Consider the following 13,041-nt stretch of genomic DNA (forward strand, 5'->3'; position numbering starts at 1 on the left):
ACTTTTTCAAAGCGATATTTTATAGTTTTAAAGCAAATACCTTAAAGCTTTAAGAAAAAATTTCAATCACACTTAGGGGCAAAATTTCATGCTCTAAGCTATGAATTTTTTCTTCAAATTCTTCAAAACTTAACTTTTTTTTCTCAAAAGCTTTTTGGGCAATGATTTTACCCCCATCTAATTCTTCACTCACCCAATGCACACTCACCCCAGCTACTTGCATATCGCTTTCATAGCTTTCTTTTATAGCCTTAGCTCCTTTAAATAAAGGAAGCAAAGAAGGATGAAGATTGATAGCCTTAATATTTTTTGTAAAAACAGGACTTAAAATTCTCATAAAACCTGCCAAAATAGTCAAATCCGCCCCACTTTTTTGAATTTCTTCTACCAAAACCCTATCAAAGTCCTCCCTAGTAGCAAAGTTTTTATGCTCCACAATCACGCTCTTAAGTCCGTATTTTTTAGCTCTTTTTATACCCAAAGCATCTTTTTTATTGCAAAGGCAAAGCACCACTTCATAGCTATTTGCCCCTATACTTTTTTGATGAAGTTTTTCTAAGATATTTTCCAAATTACTTCCATTTCCACTAAAAAGCACGGCGAGTTTTACAAGCATTTTAATCCTTTTATAAGTTTTAAAGCATCAAAGCTATTTTTATTTAATTTATATTTTTTTGCAACGAGAGCGTGAGCTAAAGTAGCGTTTTTTGCTGCTTCTAAGGCGCTAAAACCTGAGCCTAAAAGTGCTACTATCATACCGCTTAAAACATCCCCGCTTCCCCCTTTGGCTAAGGCTTGATTTCCCAAATTTAGGGCAAATAATTTTTCTTTTTGTATGATAATGGGATTAGCCCCTTTTAAAACAAGAACACAATCATAATTTTGTGAGAATTTTTTAGCATAAAAAAAACGATTTTTCTGCACTTGCTCCACACTTAAATCCTCATCAAAACACATTTTATAAAGTCTGGCAAATTCCTTAGGATGAGGCGTTATTACCACATCTTTTCTATTTAAAAACCAAAGCAAGGCTGGACTTAAAAAGCAATTTGCATCCAAAACCAAAGGAATATTTTGTAAAATTTCATCTTTTAAAAAAGCTAAATTTTCAAGTCCCATACCCAAAGCAATGGCACTTGCATTATTTTCAATTTTTTCTTTTAGCATTAAAAGGGGCGAGAAACTTTTTTTTGCCACCAAAGACACAAGCCCTGCTCCAAAATTTAAAGCTCCAAGTCCTGCTAAAGTTCCCGCACTTGCATTAGATACTATATAAACATGCCCAAAATCACCCTTATTAGCACTTATTTTTCTCTTTATAAGCCTTAAATCTTTTTCTTCAAGCAAAAAAGCTTGGGGATTAAAATGGAATTTTTTAAAGCAAATACCCAAAGGAGCTATCTTAATCTTTCCCACAAAATCTTTAGCAAAATCCTCAAGCAAAATTTCCTTTAAAGCTCCCATACAAAGCGTAATATCCGCCTTAAAACAAGGCTCAAAGCCCAAATTCGTAGGCATATCACAGGCAATTTTTAAAGCCTTGCTTTGATTAATTTTTTGTATCATTAAACTTGTTTTTTCATCTAAAACGCGGTTTATCCCTGTTCCTAAAATAGCATCTACGATAATGTGAAAAGCTTCAAATTTGGGCTCTTTTTTGCAAAATTTAAAAGCATAATTTTGCAAAATTTGCTCTTGCTTTTTAAAAAGCTCATTTTCCTTAAAGCCTATTTTATAAGCCTTTGCACCTTTTAAATTCCTTAAAGCCACAAGAGCATCTGCGCCGTTGTTGCCACCGCCGAGTAAGAAAAGTATTTTTACTTTTTTTATTTTAAATTTCTTGCGGATTTTTTTTGCTTCTTTTTGGATGAGTTTAGCCAAATGAAGTCCAGCATTTTCCATCAAAATAAGCTCATCAAGACCCTTATCAATAGCATTTTGTTCTAAAATTTTTATATCACTAGTAATAGCTTTCATAGTCTTTTTTCACCAAAAAATAAATATTTTTTTCTCTTTCTTCTTCAAATTTTTTCATTTTAGGTAAAAATTTTTGAATCAAGGCACGAAAATTTTTAAAACCATAATTTTGCGGATGAAAATCTGCATATTTGCGTGTCATATTCATGCGAATTTGAGCATATTCAGCACGCCCTTTTTCATCGATGAGCTGCTCTGTGATATTAATTAATGCCCTTAAATAATCCTTGCTTAGAATATCTTCTTTTTTATTCTCATCTTGGTCCAAATAAAAAAATTCACTAAAGGCATTAACATAAGATTTTATCGACTTTTCAAGTCCCATTCCTATCACTTGCTTTTTATTTTCTCTTAATTTTTGTATGAGTGAAGTATAATCACTATCGCTTGAGACAATGACAAAAATATCAATATTTTTTTCATAAAATACACTCATAATCTCTGTGATTAGATACATATCGCTAGAGTTTTTATTCGCCGCAAAATTAAATTGCTGCATAGCGATTAAAGAATACTCAGCAATTTGCTCTTTCCAGCCTTGAATATTCTTTTGAGTCCAATCCCCATAAATGCGTTTAATAATGATTTCTCCATAATCCAAAGCAATATCAAAAATACTTTTAGCGTATTTTGCTGGGATATTTTCTGCATCTATAAAAATAGCTATGCTTTTATTTTCCATACTTAAATCCTTGCTCTAAAGCTTAAAGCTTCTAAAATATGTGTTTTATTAATGTTTAAACTTTGTTCTAAATCCGCTATACTTCTTGAAACTTTTAAAATTTTATTAAGAGAACGCAAGGAAAGATTATAACGAGAAATGGCTAAATCCAGCGTATCTTTAGCTTCTTTTTCTAAAACACAAAAACGGCTTAAATCCTCATCTTTTAATTTTCCATTAAATTCTTTTTGTCCCCTTTTTCTAGCAAAAATAAAGGCTTGTAAAATTCTCTCACTCATGTTTTGAGAACTAATGCTTGGCTTATCATCCTTACTCAGCTCATCCATAGGCACATATAAATCTATGCGTTCTAAAATAGGAGCTGAAATACGGCTTTTGTATTTTTTAATTTCATTTTCACCACAAACACAAGAAAGATTTTTGGAAAATAACTTCCCGCAAGGGCAAGGGTTTTGTGCGGCTATAAAAATAAATTTTGTTTCATAAGTGATTTTAGAATTCACCCTTGAAATATGAATTTGATAATCTTCCAAAGGCTCTCTTAAACTCTCTATAATTTGTTTATTAAAATGCGGAAACTCATCAAAAAACAGCACCCCTCCATTAGCAAGTGCAACTTCTCCAATCCTAGCATTTTTCGCACCCCCACCAAAAATACTTGCCCTTGTAGAAGTATGATGGGGATGGCGAAAAGCACGAATTTTAGTAAATTCACAATCTTTTGAATTTAAAGACATATAAGCATTTTGCATTAAAACTTCATTCAAACTTTGAGGCGGCATTACATAAACAAGGCGTTTAGCACACATACTTTTGCCACTTCCGGGACTGCCTTCAAGCAAGATATTGTGCATTCCTAGTGCGGCTATCATACAGGCTCTTTTGGCTTTTTCCTGTCCTTTGACATCTTTAAAATCAAGCTTAAATTCTGTATTTTGCAAAAAAATTTCATCTTCTATTTTTAAAGGATTGGCAAATAAGGGATGATTGTGTGAAAATTGGAATTTAATATAATTTTTTTCCTTAAAAAATTCCAAAGCTTCGTTTAAATTCTCAAGCCCATAAACTTCAAGATTGGGTATCATAGAAGCTTTTTGTGCTATGCTTTTTGGAACAACGATTTTAGCTTTCTTAATCTTAGCAGAAAGGAATAAAAGCAAAGAAAAAAGCTCGTTTGTGCTTTTAATGCTCCCATCAAGCCCTAACTCACCCACTACAAAAAAATCATCTAATTCTTCATTTTGCAAAAGTATGAGTAAGGCTATGGCTAAATCAAAATGTGAGCCTTTTTTTGGGATACCTGAAGGGCTTAGATTGATAGTAATTCTTTTAGCAGGAAAGGCAAAATCGCAACTTAAAAGCGTAGCCTTAATTCGCTCAACACTCTCTTTAATCGCCACACTTGCAAGCCCTACTATGCTTAAATTTGGCAAACCCCTTGTGAAAGTCGATTCCACCTCTATAAGGTCCAAACTCTCATAAAAGCTTATGCACTTTAGCTTTTTCATGGCTCTTTTTTGTGATTTTTCTTTTTTTTCTTAAATTCTTTGTCGAATTTTTGACGCTTGGTAAAAGAAAGTTTTTCTATAAATAAACGCCCATTAAGATGGTCATTTTCGTGCTGAATAGCCACAGCTAAAAAGCCCTGTGCTTCTAGTTCTTTAAATTCCCCAAAGCGGTCTTGATACTTAAGCAAAATACGGTTATGCCGTTTTACTTCTTCAAAAAAATCCGGCACACTCAAACACCCCTCGGTGCAAGTTATCATTTCTTCATCTAAAGGAATGATTTGGGGATTAATCACTTCTAGCAAATCTTCTTTTTTTTGCTCATTATTTTCATCTAAAATATTCACAAGAAAAACACGCAAAGCAATATCGATTTGAATAGCAGCTAAACCCACCCCATTACTTGCTATCATAGTCTCATACATATCATCAAGGAGCTTAAAAAGCTCTTCATCAAATTCTTTCACAGGCTGGGAAGTTAAAAAAAGTCTAGGATTGGGATAAGTGATAATTTTTCTAAGCATTAAAAACCTTCAAACAAGCTCAAATCATTTAAAACTTTTATCCAAAACCTTATCAATCAGCCCATATTCTTTAGCTTCTTGGGCTGACATAAAAAAATCCCTTTCTGTATCTTTGGCTATTTTTGCAACTTTTTGCTTAGTATTTTTTGCCAAAATATCATTAAGTATGGTTTTAAGTCTTAAAATTTCTTTAGCTTGAATTTCAATATCTGTTGCCTGTCCCCTAGCACCCCCTAAAGGCTGATGAATCATAATGCGTGAATTAGGCAGGGCAAAACGCTTTGTTGGCGTCCCACAACTGAGTAAAAACGCCCCCATAGAAGCAGCTTGTCCTATACAAATCGTGCAAACATCAGGCTTGATATAATTCATCGTATCATAAATGCTAAAACCACTAGTAATCACACCGCCGGGTGAGTTGATATAAAGATAAATATCCTTTGTAGGCTCTTCAGCCTCCAAAAATAAAAGCTGCGCTACAATAGAAGCGGCAAGTTCATCGTGAATTTCGCCACTTAACATAACAATCCTATCTTTTAAAAGACGCGAATAAATATCATAACTTCGCTCACCCCGACTAGACTTTTCAATAACATAAGGAATAAACATTATTTATCTTCTTTCTCTTTTTTGCTCGTTTTTTCTGTTTTTGGCATAAAAATATCACTAAAAAGCTTTTCTTCAATCAAAGCCATTTTTACAGCAGGTAAGGCTCCTTGGTTTTTATAATTTTGCAAATGTTCCTTTGGATTCATACCATAACGATACGCTTCAAAATACACAGCTTGGATAAGTTCTTGGTCATTTACTTCGATTTTACGCATTTTAGCAAGTTCATCGATGATAAAAGTAAGCTTCACACTCTTTCTTGCCTCTTCTTTAAAACTCTCGCGTTTTTCTTGGTATTTTTCTTTACTTGCTTTAAGCTCTTGAATTTCTTTTTCGCTAAAAGTATTAAAAGCAGCACGCATTTGCATATCCGTTTCTTGCTCTACTATGCCTTTAGGCAAGTCAAAATTATATTTCTCAATCAAAGCATCCGCAAATTTAGCTTTTAACTCATCATTTATAAGTTTGAAAAGTTTTTCATTTTTGATTTGCTCTTTTAATTTTTCATCTAAAAGCTCCACACTCGCTTTTTCTTCGCCCGGTAAAAGTTTTTTAAGCATTTCATCATCAAGTTCTGGAATTTTAAGCTCGCTAATTTCGTGCAATTTTACCTTAAATACCGCATCTTTACCCGCTAAATGCGTGGCTGCGTATTCTTTAGGAAAGCTTACTTTAATGTCTTTTTCTTCGCCTATTTTCATTCCTACCATACCTTCTTCAAAGCCCGGAATAAATTGTTTAGAGCCAATTTCTAAGCTGTAATTCTCAGCCTTACCCCCTTCAAAAGCTTTATCATCCACAAAACCTTCAAAATCAAATTTCGCAAAATCGCCTTCTTTTAAAGCTCTTTTTGTTTTAATGGCTTCAGGAGTAGCAAAACGCTTTAAAAGCTCTTGTTTTTTCTCATCGATTTCTTTTTTACTTATTTTTGGAGTTTGATACTCAGGGATAAGCTTTTCATAGCCCTCAAGCTTAATCTCAGGTTTAAAAGAAAGTGCCAACTCAGCGATAAGCTCTCCATCCTTACGCTCAAATTTTTCAAAATAAGGCTCACCCACAAGCTCATTTTTTTCTTTTTTAAGCTCTTGTAAAGCACTATTTACAGCAGATTTAAAAAGATTTTGTTCTGCATCTTGGCTTAATTCTTTTTCATATCTTTTAAGCACGGCAGCAACAGGGACTTTTCCGGGTCTAAAACCATCCATTTTTACACTTTTAGAAGCTTTTTTTGCTAAATTTTCTACTTCATTTTTAATCATTCCTGAAGGAATTTTTACACTAGCAGTCGCATTAACAGAGTCTAATTGCTTTGCTTTTACTTCCATATATTTTCCTTGTAAAATAAAATTAGTTTTAATCATATCAAATTTTTCCTTATTACTTGCATAAAATTTTAAAGCAATTTATGTTAAAATTGCAATATTAACTTAAAAATTAGGAATAAATTTGAAGAAAAACTTGCAAGAAGAATTTGAAAATTGCATCACAACTATGCTTAAAATTATAGGAGAAAATCCACAACGGGAAGGGCTTTTAAAAACTCCAAAGCGTGTTTTTAAAGCCTATGAATTTCTAAGTAGTGGCTACTACCAAGATGTCAAAGAGATTTTAAATAATGCCCTTTTTGAAAGCTCAAATAACGAAATGGTTTTAGTAAGAGATATAGAATTTTATAGTCTTTGCGAGCATCATCTTTTGCCCTTTTTTGGACGCGTGCATGTCGCTTATATCCCTGATAAAAAAGTAGTAGGCTTAAGCAAAATTCCACGCCTTGTAGAAGTGTTTGCTAGAAGATTACAAATCCAAGAGCAACTTACCGAGCAAATTGCAGAGGCTTTAATGGAAAATGTGGGAGCAAAGGGCGTAGGAGTAGTGATAGAAGCAAGGCATATGTGTGTTGAAATGCGTGGGGTGCAAAAGGCTAATTCCACAACCTCCACCTCAGCTTTGCGGGGAATTTTTCTTAAAAATCAAAAAACTAGGGAAGAATTTTTTTCTCTTATTAACTCGCCTAAACAGGTGCGTTTTTAATGAATCTTGAAAAACTTCGCTCCAAACTTGGCAAAGAAAATTTGAGTGCTATTTTTGGAGAGATTACAAAAATTTCAGCTACAAGCATAGAAATTCGCGGACTTAAAACAGGGGTGGGCGATATAGTTAAACTCGTTTCTAATGAAAATGAAAATTTAAGCACTTTAGCTATGGTTGTAGAAATTAAGGAATGCTTTAGCTATTTAAGTCCTTTTTCTTTCATAGAAGGTTTTAAAATAGGCGATAAAGCATTTATAAGCGATGCAGGTATGCAAATAGGCGTTAGCGATGCGCTTTTAGGACGGGTGGTGGATCCCTTTATGAGACCTAAAGATGGCAAAGGGCTTATAGAAGCGACTAGGTATATGCCTATTATGCGTCCGCCTATTGATGCAATGAAAAGGGGACTTATAGAAGAAGTTTTTCCCGTAGGGGTCAAAACCATCGATGCGCTTTTAACTTGCGGCGTGGGTCAAAAACTAGGCATTTTCGCAGGTAGTGGGGTAGGAAAATCCACACTTATGGGTATGATAGTTAAAAATTCCAAAGCTCCCATCAAAGTCGTTGCACTCATAGGAGAAAGAGGGCGTGAAATCCCTGAATTCATACAAAAAAATTTAGGTGGAAAGCTTGATGATACCGTGCTTATCGTAGCAACCAGCGATGATAGTGCTCTGATGCGTAAATACGGGGCTTTTTGTGCGATGAGCGTAGCAGAATACTTCAAAGAACAAGGCAAAGATGTGCTTTTTATTATGGATAGTGTAACGCGTTTTGCTATGGCACAAAGAGAAATAGGCTTGGCTCTTGGCGAACCTCCTACAACTAAGGGTTATCCACCTAGCGTTTTAAGCCTTTTGCCTCAACTTATGGAAAGAACGGGCAAAGAAGAAGGCAAAGGCACTATCACAGCCTTTTTCACCGTGCTAGTCGATGGAGATGATATGAGCGACCCCATAGCCGACCAAAGTCGCTCTATACTCGATGGACACATAGTTTTAAGCAGGGAGCTTACAGACTTTGGAATTTATCCCCCTATCAATATACAAAATTCAGCTTCAAGGGTAATGAGTGATATTATAAGTAATGAGCATAAACTTTGGGCTAGGAAATTTAAACGCTTAAACTCACTTTTAAAAGAAAATGAAGTTTTACTTCGCATAGGTGCTTATCAAAAAGGAAGCGATAAAGAACTTGATGAAGCCATAGCCAAAAAAGAATTTATGCAAAACTTCCTAGGGCAAAATCCCGAAGAAAGCTTTGAATTTAATCAAACCCTAGAACTTTTACGCCAAATCGACACAGCAAACAACTTGCCTCAAAACACAACAAGTATGAACGCAACCTTGCCTAATCCTAATTTGCAATGAATTTTACATAAAAATTGACTTTTATGGGTATTTGTTATATAATAGTTCCGTTTGACTTCCTAAACGAAAGTTTAGCCGAAGAATGGATTATTCTTTAGTGAATAACCTCCCCGACTTAGAGCGGGGGTATTTATTCTATAATGCTTTTTATTTTATCCTTAATTGTTGTAAAATCAATTTCTTTTATACTGCTAATTAATTCTAATTTTCTTTTGCTATCAAATACTCTAATTTGTCCTAAAAGTGCAACTTGTAAATTTCCTTTATCATCTTTAAACTTATGATACATTTTTCCGCTTTTATTTTTGCTTTTTGAACTTAAAGGAACCCCTAAGAACGAACCATTGTAAAATACATTAATCACTAAAACAGGTCTTGCAAAGTCTTTGCCTTTGCCAAAAACTTCACTTCCTATATTTTTGCCAATTTTTATCCAATAGATTTTTTTAGTTTCTATATATTTTTTCTTTTTAGTTTTTTCTGTTTCTTTTTTAAGCTTATTCCATTCATCAAATTTTAAATTTTCATCTTGCATTATTATCGCTTACCCTTAATTTTATATTCGCAACAAATTTTACTTTAAAAAAGATTAAAAAGAGACTTTTAAGCTATTTTAAAAACTTGAAAATAAAAGCTTTTACGCTTTAAATGTGATATTGACTTTTTCATCATTAATGATTTTATCTATACTCGAATTGAGTATCTTTTTTAAGTGCTTGATGCTTTTATCCAAATCATAAATACCCGCATTTTTACAAAAATCATCATCGCTTTGAGTAAAATTGTCTAAATTTAAACTCTCATAATTTATATGTGAATTAGGATTATGATAAAGTGTTGCGATTTTTTCTTGGATATTTTGTGGGAATAGCTCGGTGCACAATGCCCACCTTGCCCACCAACGCTAATAAATTTTAACATTTTTTTAACTCTCCAAAATTCCAAAAAACAACGCACAAAAATACTTTCAATAAAATCATTATTTGTATTTACAACTCTAATCCCGTGATAATTAGTTGCTATATTATGTGTATCATCTATAACCACACAGCTTTTAAAAGTCGCTTCACCGCCAAAAATTATATCTCCTTTTTGGATTGTTTTTAACTTCGTTTTAGTGCCAATGAAAGTGATTTTTGAGATAGTGCCAAATTCTGTAATATTTGCAGGAATTAAAAGTTCATAATACCCTTGTCTAAAAGTATCACTATCCACTCGAGTGCCTATAAAGTTTTTTTCTAATGAAGTTCCACGAGCATAAGTAAAGCCCCTATCAATTAAATTTTTACTTCCATATCTATAATTTTTTACAATAAAGTTCCATTTTTTTAAATTCCTTAGAATAAATACCCGCATCAAATCGTCCTGAACTTTGTAACTCTTTAAAAGTGGGGTAAGTGTAGCTAAAGCTATGGGGTAATTGATGAGTTAAAAGCTCACTTTCTATAAGGTTTAAAATTTCTTCGTGTCTTGTTTTGATTAAAGCTTCTTTTTTAATGATGGATTTTGTAAGGGTTTGTATAAATTTTATACTCAATTCTACATTGTGATTTGGAAAGGGAATTTTGCAATTTAAAAATAATGTTTTAGTGTGCCTTATTGTAGCTCCCTTTGGAACCATAAAATCTAATTGTTGTCTAAAAATATCGTGCTTTATCATTGCTAGAATATAATATTTATGTTTTGTGATAGGTAGTTTATACAATGCACTTGAGAGCATTGCATTTGGGTAATTTTTATCAAGCACAATGACTTCACCTATATTGCTATCTTTTGAAATAATGATGTCATTTTCTACCAAATTCATATTCACAAAAGATTGCGATGTAATACACTCAACCGCACTTTTTTCAAAATTGGGCAAAAATGAATGTTCTTGCAAGGCTTTACTTTTTATAAAAAGATATTTAGAAAATTTTACATAGGCTAATGAACCTACTTCATAGCCCAAATCAAGCCTTGTTAAATCTCTATCTAAACATTCTCTAAGAGTTTTTGTGTTTTTGTTTTTTATAATCAACTGCTTGTAAGCATTGCTAGAAAAGCTATAATCTTTATCCAATATATCCCCATAAGTTATAGTTTGTGGTATGTCTATGTAGTGTTTCATTTTGCTTACTTTTGTCTGATAAAAATATCTTGTAAATCTTGCTCTTGAAATTTACACCACTCTTTAAAGTCAGCAATAGTTTGAGTAAAATCCTCATCAATCCTAGCCTTGCCATTTTCATCTATTTGTGCCTCAAAGGTTTGGGGATTTATCTTATAAACGGGTTGAAAGGATTTATTTCTGTCTTTTGTAACTACTTTATAGCCTAAATTTTCTATACTTTTTACAAAAATTTGATAATTATTTTGCCTAAGCCTTATAAGCTCTTCTTTTTTGGGCTTATAAGCGACTAGTATGGTTACATTCACACCTGTTTCTGCAAAGGTATTGGAAGGCAAATCAAATAAAGCAACAATTCGCATTTTTTGCATCAGCCACTCTCTTGCTTTGATATGCGTATCAATACCCGCTATGGAACTAGATAAGACTATGCCTACTCTTCCATTTTCCTTTAAAATTCTATAAGCATTTTCTAAAAATAAAACGCCTAAATTAATTCATTGCTTGTTTTGGATTTTTTAATCCCCCCCCCTAGCGTGTTTGCTTTGGTATATAAATTCCAAGTTTCATAACACTCTATAAGCTCTCTTTCTCTCTCATTGCGTGGATAAAAAGCCCTGCCCTTTCCAAAAGGAGGATTGGTTAAAACCACATCAAATTTTTTAAGCTCTTTATTGTCAGCCCTATTGTCCCATTCTCCATTGTAGTTTGTATTGGGGTCAAGCTCTATAATATCATTTTCTTTGTCAAATTTATAAAGAATAGAACCTAAATCCCCTCTTTGCTCTATCTTTGCATTTCCATCTCCATTTAAAAGCATATTAAGAGTAGCAAGGCTTACCATTTGGGGGTCAATATCCATTCCAAAGATATTATTATCATCTAATTTACTTTGAGAATTTACATAAGAAACGGATAAAAAATCAGCAATACCCGAAGTGGGGTCTATAATGCTTTCATCACTTCTTGGATTAAGTATTTGCACTAAAAAATCAATGATAGGGATAGGGGTTAAAAATTGTCCATTTTGTCCTTTTGCAAAATGCGAGGCAAAATTACTAAAAATAAGCTGATATAAATCGCTTTTATAAGATTCCACAAAGGAACAATCTTGCAGTTCTTTTATGACGCTGATTAAGACTTTTATATGGTTTTCATCTTTGAAATCTAGCTCTTTTGCTTTCAAAATACGGCGGTAATTCCCACTTGCATCATTAATAATTTTTTCAATACGCCCGACAAAATCCATAAAACTTTTATCTGAAATTCTTTTATAATTTTCTTCTTCTTGGGTAATGTAGCATTGTAAATAAGCGTTAGGGTTTTTTTGAACTCTTTTTTCATCAAAGATTTTAATCGCTAGAATTTGTATTAGAATGGAATAGCCTTTTTGATTGGTTAAGCCTACTTTATCCATAGTTTCTAAAATCTTATACATAGCATTATTTATCTGGGTGGAGTGGATGCCTGATATGGTATCTAAATCTTTTAAGTTTCTTTTGTTTCTTTGAACTTGCTTAGGCTGGGTTTGATTTAACAAATCATCAAAATTAGGGATATAGCTATAAGGGTCGGTAAGGTGTAAATTCAAATCTTTTGTTTTTGAATTACTCCCAAGTGAATTAAATTCTTCCGCATAACGCAAAAATTTGCCATTTTCTTTTTTAAATAAAAATAATTTTTCACTATCATAATAAATCCCAAGACAAAAATTTCTTTCACTCTCTTTTAAATAAGCCTTAACTTGCTTTTCATAAATTTCTTGCACATTTTTTCCATCATTTTTCTTAAATTCAATCACAGCTATAATATGCTGCTTAATCCACTCTAAGTCGTTTATGTCATTATTTTTATGGTAATTTTGATATTTTTCAAACCACGATTTATCATCAAAAATACAAGCGTCTATTTTTAAATTTGTGCCTGATTTATTGCCTTTGGGTAAATGGATTTCTGTTCCTATGAATTCTTTTGTATAAAGCCCTGAATGTATCAAACTATAAAGAAACTGCCACTTATAAAACTGCTCTATTTCGTTTGTATTGGCTTTATTTTGTAAATTAACGCTTTTGCCTAAGCTTAAATGTTCTCTTAAAAAAGACCTATAACTTGTATTGCCTTTGTTTTCTTTATCAAATTTTTGTTTGCACTCTAAAAAATTCATATTTTTCCTTGATAAATTTTTATCATTTAGCCCTTAACGCTTTTAAAAATAAAATCTTAATAAAAA

15 protein-coding genes are annotated in these 13,041 nt (G+C 32.7%); 2 read left to right on the plus strand and 13 right to left on the minus strand.

What is annotated here, in order from left to right; translation table 11 throughout:
* Positions 1–49 precede the first annotated feature (49 nt).
* The 7 genes from purN to tig are packed head-to-tail and all read right to left on the minus strand — an operon-like array spanning position 50 to position 6,625.
* Positions 50–616: a phosphoribosylglycinamide formyltransferase gene (gene purN / locus ACLL8X_RS07685; RefSeq protein ID WP_411990340.1), complete on the minus strand. Its 567-nt coding sequence runs from the start codon at positions 614–616 to the stop codon at positions 50–52.
* Positions 607–1,977 carry an NAD(P)H-hydrate dehydratase gene (locus ACLL8X_RS07690; protein WP_411990341.1) on the minus strand — a complete coding sequence of 457 codons (1,371 nt, stop codon included), beginning with the start codon at positions 1,975–1,977 and terminating at the stop codon, positions 607–609. The genes purN and ACLL8X_RS07690 overlap by 10 nt, the downstream gene beginning before the upstream one ends.
* Positions 1,961–2,659 carry an NYN domain-containing protein gene (locus ACLL8X_RS07695; protein WP_411990342.1) on the minus strand — a complete coding sequence of 233 codons (699 nt, stop codon included), beginning with the start codon at positions 2,657–2,659 and terminating at the stop codon, positions 1,961–1,963. Before ACLL8X_RS07695 ends, ACLL8X_RS07690 begins: the two co-directional genes overlap by 17 nt.
* 2 nt (positions 2,660–2,661) lie before the next feature.
* The gene (locus ACLL8X_RS07700) at positions 2,662–4,167 is read right to left on the minus strand and encodes a YifB family Mg chelatase-like AAA ATPase (RefSeq protein ID WP_411990343.1); all 1,506 of its coding nucleotides are present in this window, start codon (positions 4,165–4,167) and stop codon (positions 2,662–2,664) included.
* Positions 4,164–4,691, minus strand: a complete 528-nt coding sequence (def, locus tag ACLL8X_RS07705; RefSeq protein WP_411990344.1) for a peptide deformylase — start codon at positions 4,689–4,691, stop codon at positions 4,164–4,166. The genes ACLL8X_RS07700 and def overlap by 4 nt, the downstream gene beginning before the upstream one ends.
* 24 nt (positions 4,692–4,715) lie before the next feature.
* Positions 4,716–5,300, minus strand: a complete 585-nt coding sequence (gene clpP, locus ACLL8X_RS07710) for an ATP-dependent Clp endopeptidase proteolytic subunit ClpP (protein ID WP_411990345.1) — start codon at positions 5,298–5,300, stop codon at positions 4,716–4,718.
* Complete coding sequence (gene tig / locus ACLL8X_RS07715; protein WP_411990346.1) at positions 5,300–6,625, minus strand: trigger factor; 1,326 nt, start codon at positions 6,623–6,625, stop codon at positions 5,300–5,302. The genes clpP and tig overlap by 1 nt, the downstream gene beginning before the upstream one ends.
* 133 nt (positions 6,626–6,758) lie before the next feature.
* Here tig and folE point away from each other — a divergent pair, with 133 nt between their 5' ends.
* Complete coding sequence (gene folE / locus ACLL8X_RS07720) at positions 6,759–7,331, plus strand: GTP cyclohydrolase I FolE (RefSeq protein WP_411990402.1); 573 nt, start codon at positions 6,759–6,761, stop codon at positions 7,329–7,331.
* Positions 7,331–8,701 carry a flagellar protein export ATPase FliI gene (fliI, locus tag ACLL8X_RS07725; protein ID WP_411990347.1) on the plus strand — a complete coding sequence of 457 codons (1,371 nt, stop codon included), beginning with the start codon at positions 7,331–7,333 and terminating at the stop codon, positions 8,699–8,701. Before folE ends, fliI begins: the two co-directional genes overlap by 1 nt.
* A gap of 130 nt (positions 8,702–8,831) precedes the next feature.
* Here fliI and ACLL8X_RS07730 read toward each other — a convergent pair whose 3' ends face one another.
* The 6 genes from ACLL8X_RS07730 to ACLL8X_RS07755 all read right to left on the minus strand — a co-directional run bounded on the left by ACLL8X_RS07730 (position 8,832) and on the right by ACLL8X_RS07755 (position 12,975).
* Entirely contained in the window at positions 8,832–9,236 is a 405-nt protein-coding gene (locus ACLL8X_RS07730; RefSeq protein WP_411990348.1) for a type II toxin-antitoxin system PemK/MazF family toxin, read from the minus strand.
* Positions 9,237–9,338: 102 nt separating this feature from the next.
* Positions 9,339–9,584, minus strand: a complete 246-nt coding sequence (locus ACLL8X_RS07735) for a hypothetical protein (protein WP_411990349.1) — start codon at positions 9,582–9,584, stop codon at positions 9,339–9,341.
* Complete coding sequence (locus ACLL8X_RS07740) at positions 9,509–10,057, minus strand: restriction endonuclease subunit S domain-containing protein (protein WP_411990350.1); 549 nt, start codon at positions 10,055–10,057, stop codon at positions 9,509–9,511. Before ACLL8X_RS07740 ends, ACLL8X_RS07735 begins: the two co-directional genes overlap by 76 nt.
* Complete coding sequence (locus ACLL8X_RS07745; RefSeq protein WP_411990351.1) at positions 9,999–10,811, minus strand: restriction endonuclease subunit S domain-containing protein; 813 nt, start codon at positions 10,809–10,811, stop codon at positions 9,999–10,001. The genes ACLL8X_RS07740 and ACLL8X_RS07745 overlap by 59 nt, the downstream gene beginning before the upstream one ends.
* Positions 10,812–10,816: 5 nt before the next feature.
* On the minus strand, positions 10,817–11,308 hold the full coding sequence (locus ACLL8X_RS07750; protein ID WP_411990403.1) for an N-6 DNA methylase: 492 nt from the start codon (positions 11,306–11,308) through the stop codon (positions 10,817–10,819).
* A complete protein-coding gene (locus ACLL8X_RS07755; RefSeq protein WP_411990352.1) occupies positions 11,299–12,975 on the minus strand; it encodes an HsdM family class I SAM-dependent methyltransferase in 1,677 nt (558 codons plus the stop codon). Before ACLL8X_RS07755 ends, ACLL8X_RS07750 begins: the two co-directional genes overlap by 10 nt.
* Positions 12,976–13,041 lie beyond the last annotated feature (66 nt).

This window comes from Campylobacter parajejuni (assembly GCF_046764905.1).
Taxonomy (GTDB): domain Bacteria; phylum Campylobacterota; class Campylobacteria; order Campylobacterales; family Campylobacteraceae; genus Campylobacter_D.

Coding starts and splice junctions, on each gene's coding strand:
- purN (WP_411990340.1), bottom strand. CDS start 616: ATGCTTGTAAAACTCGCCGTGCTTTTTAGTGGAAATGGAAGTAATTTG.
- ACLL8X_RS07690 (WP_411990341.1), bottom strand. CDS start 1,977: ATGAAAGCTATTACTAGTGATATAAAAATTTTAGAACAAAATGCTATT.
- ACLL8X_RS07695 (WP_411990342.1), bottom strand. CDS start 2,659: ATGGAAAATAAAAGCATAGCTATTTTTATAGATGCAGAAAATATCCCA.
- ACLL8X_RS07700 (WP_411990343.1), bottom strand. CDS start 4,167: ATGAAAAAGCTAAAGTGCATAAGCTTTTATGAGAGTTTGGACCTTATA.
- def (WP_411990344.1), bottom strand. CDS start 4,691: ATGCTTAGAAAAATTATCACTTATCCCAATCCTAGACTTTTTTTAACT.
- clpP (WP_411990345.1), bottom strand. CDS start 5,300: ATGTTTATTCCTTATGTTATTGAAAAGTCTAGTCGGGGTGAGCGAAGT.
- tig (WP_411990346.1), bottom strand. CDS start 6,625: ATGGAAGTAAAAGCAAAGCAATTAGACTCTGTTAATGCGACTGCTAGT.
- fliI (WP_411990347.1), top strand. CDS start 7,331: ATGAATCTTGAAAAACTTCGCTCCAAACTTGGCAAAGAAAATTTGAGT.
- ACLL8X_RS07730 (WP_411990348.1), bottom strand. CDS start 9,236: ATGCAAGATGAAAATTTAAAATTTGATGAATGGAATAAGCTTAAAAAA.
- ACLL8X_RS07740 (WP_411990350.1), bottom strand. CDS start 10,057: ATGCGGGTATTTATTCTAAGGAATTTAAAAAAATGGAACTTTATTGTA.
- ACLL8X_RS07745 (WP_411990351.1), bottom strand. CDS start 10,811: ATGAAACACTACATAGACATACCACAAACTATAACTTATGGGGATATA.
- ACLL8X_RS07755 (WP_411990352.1), bottom strand. CDS start 12,975: ATGAATTTTTTAGAGTGCAAACAAAAATTTGATAAAGAAAACAAAGGC.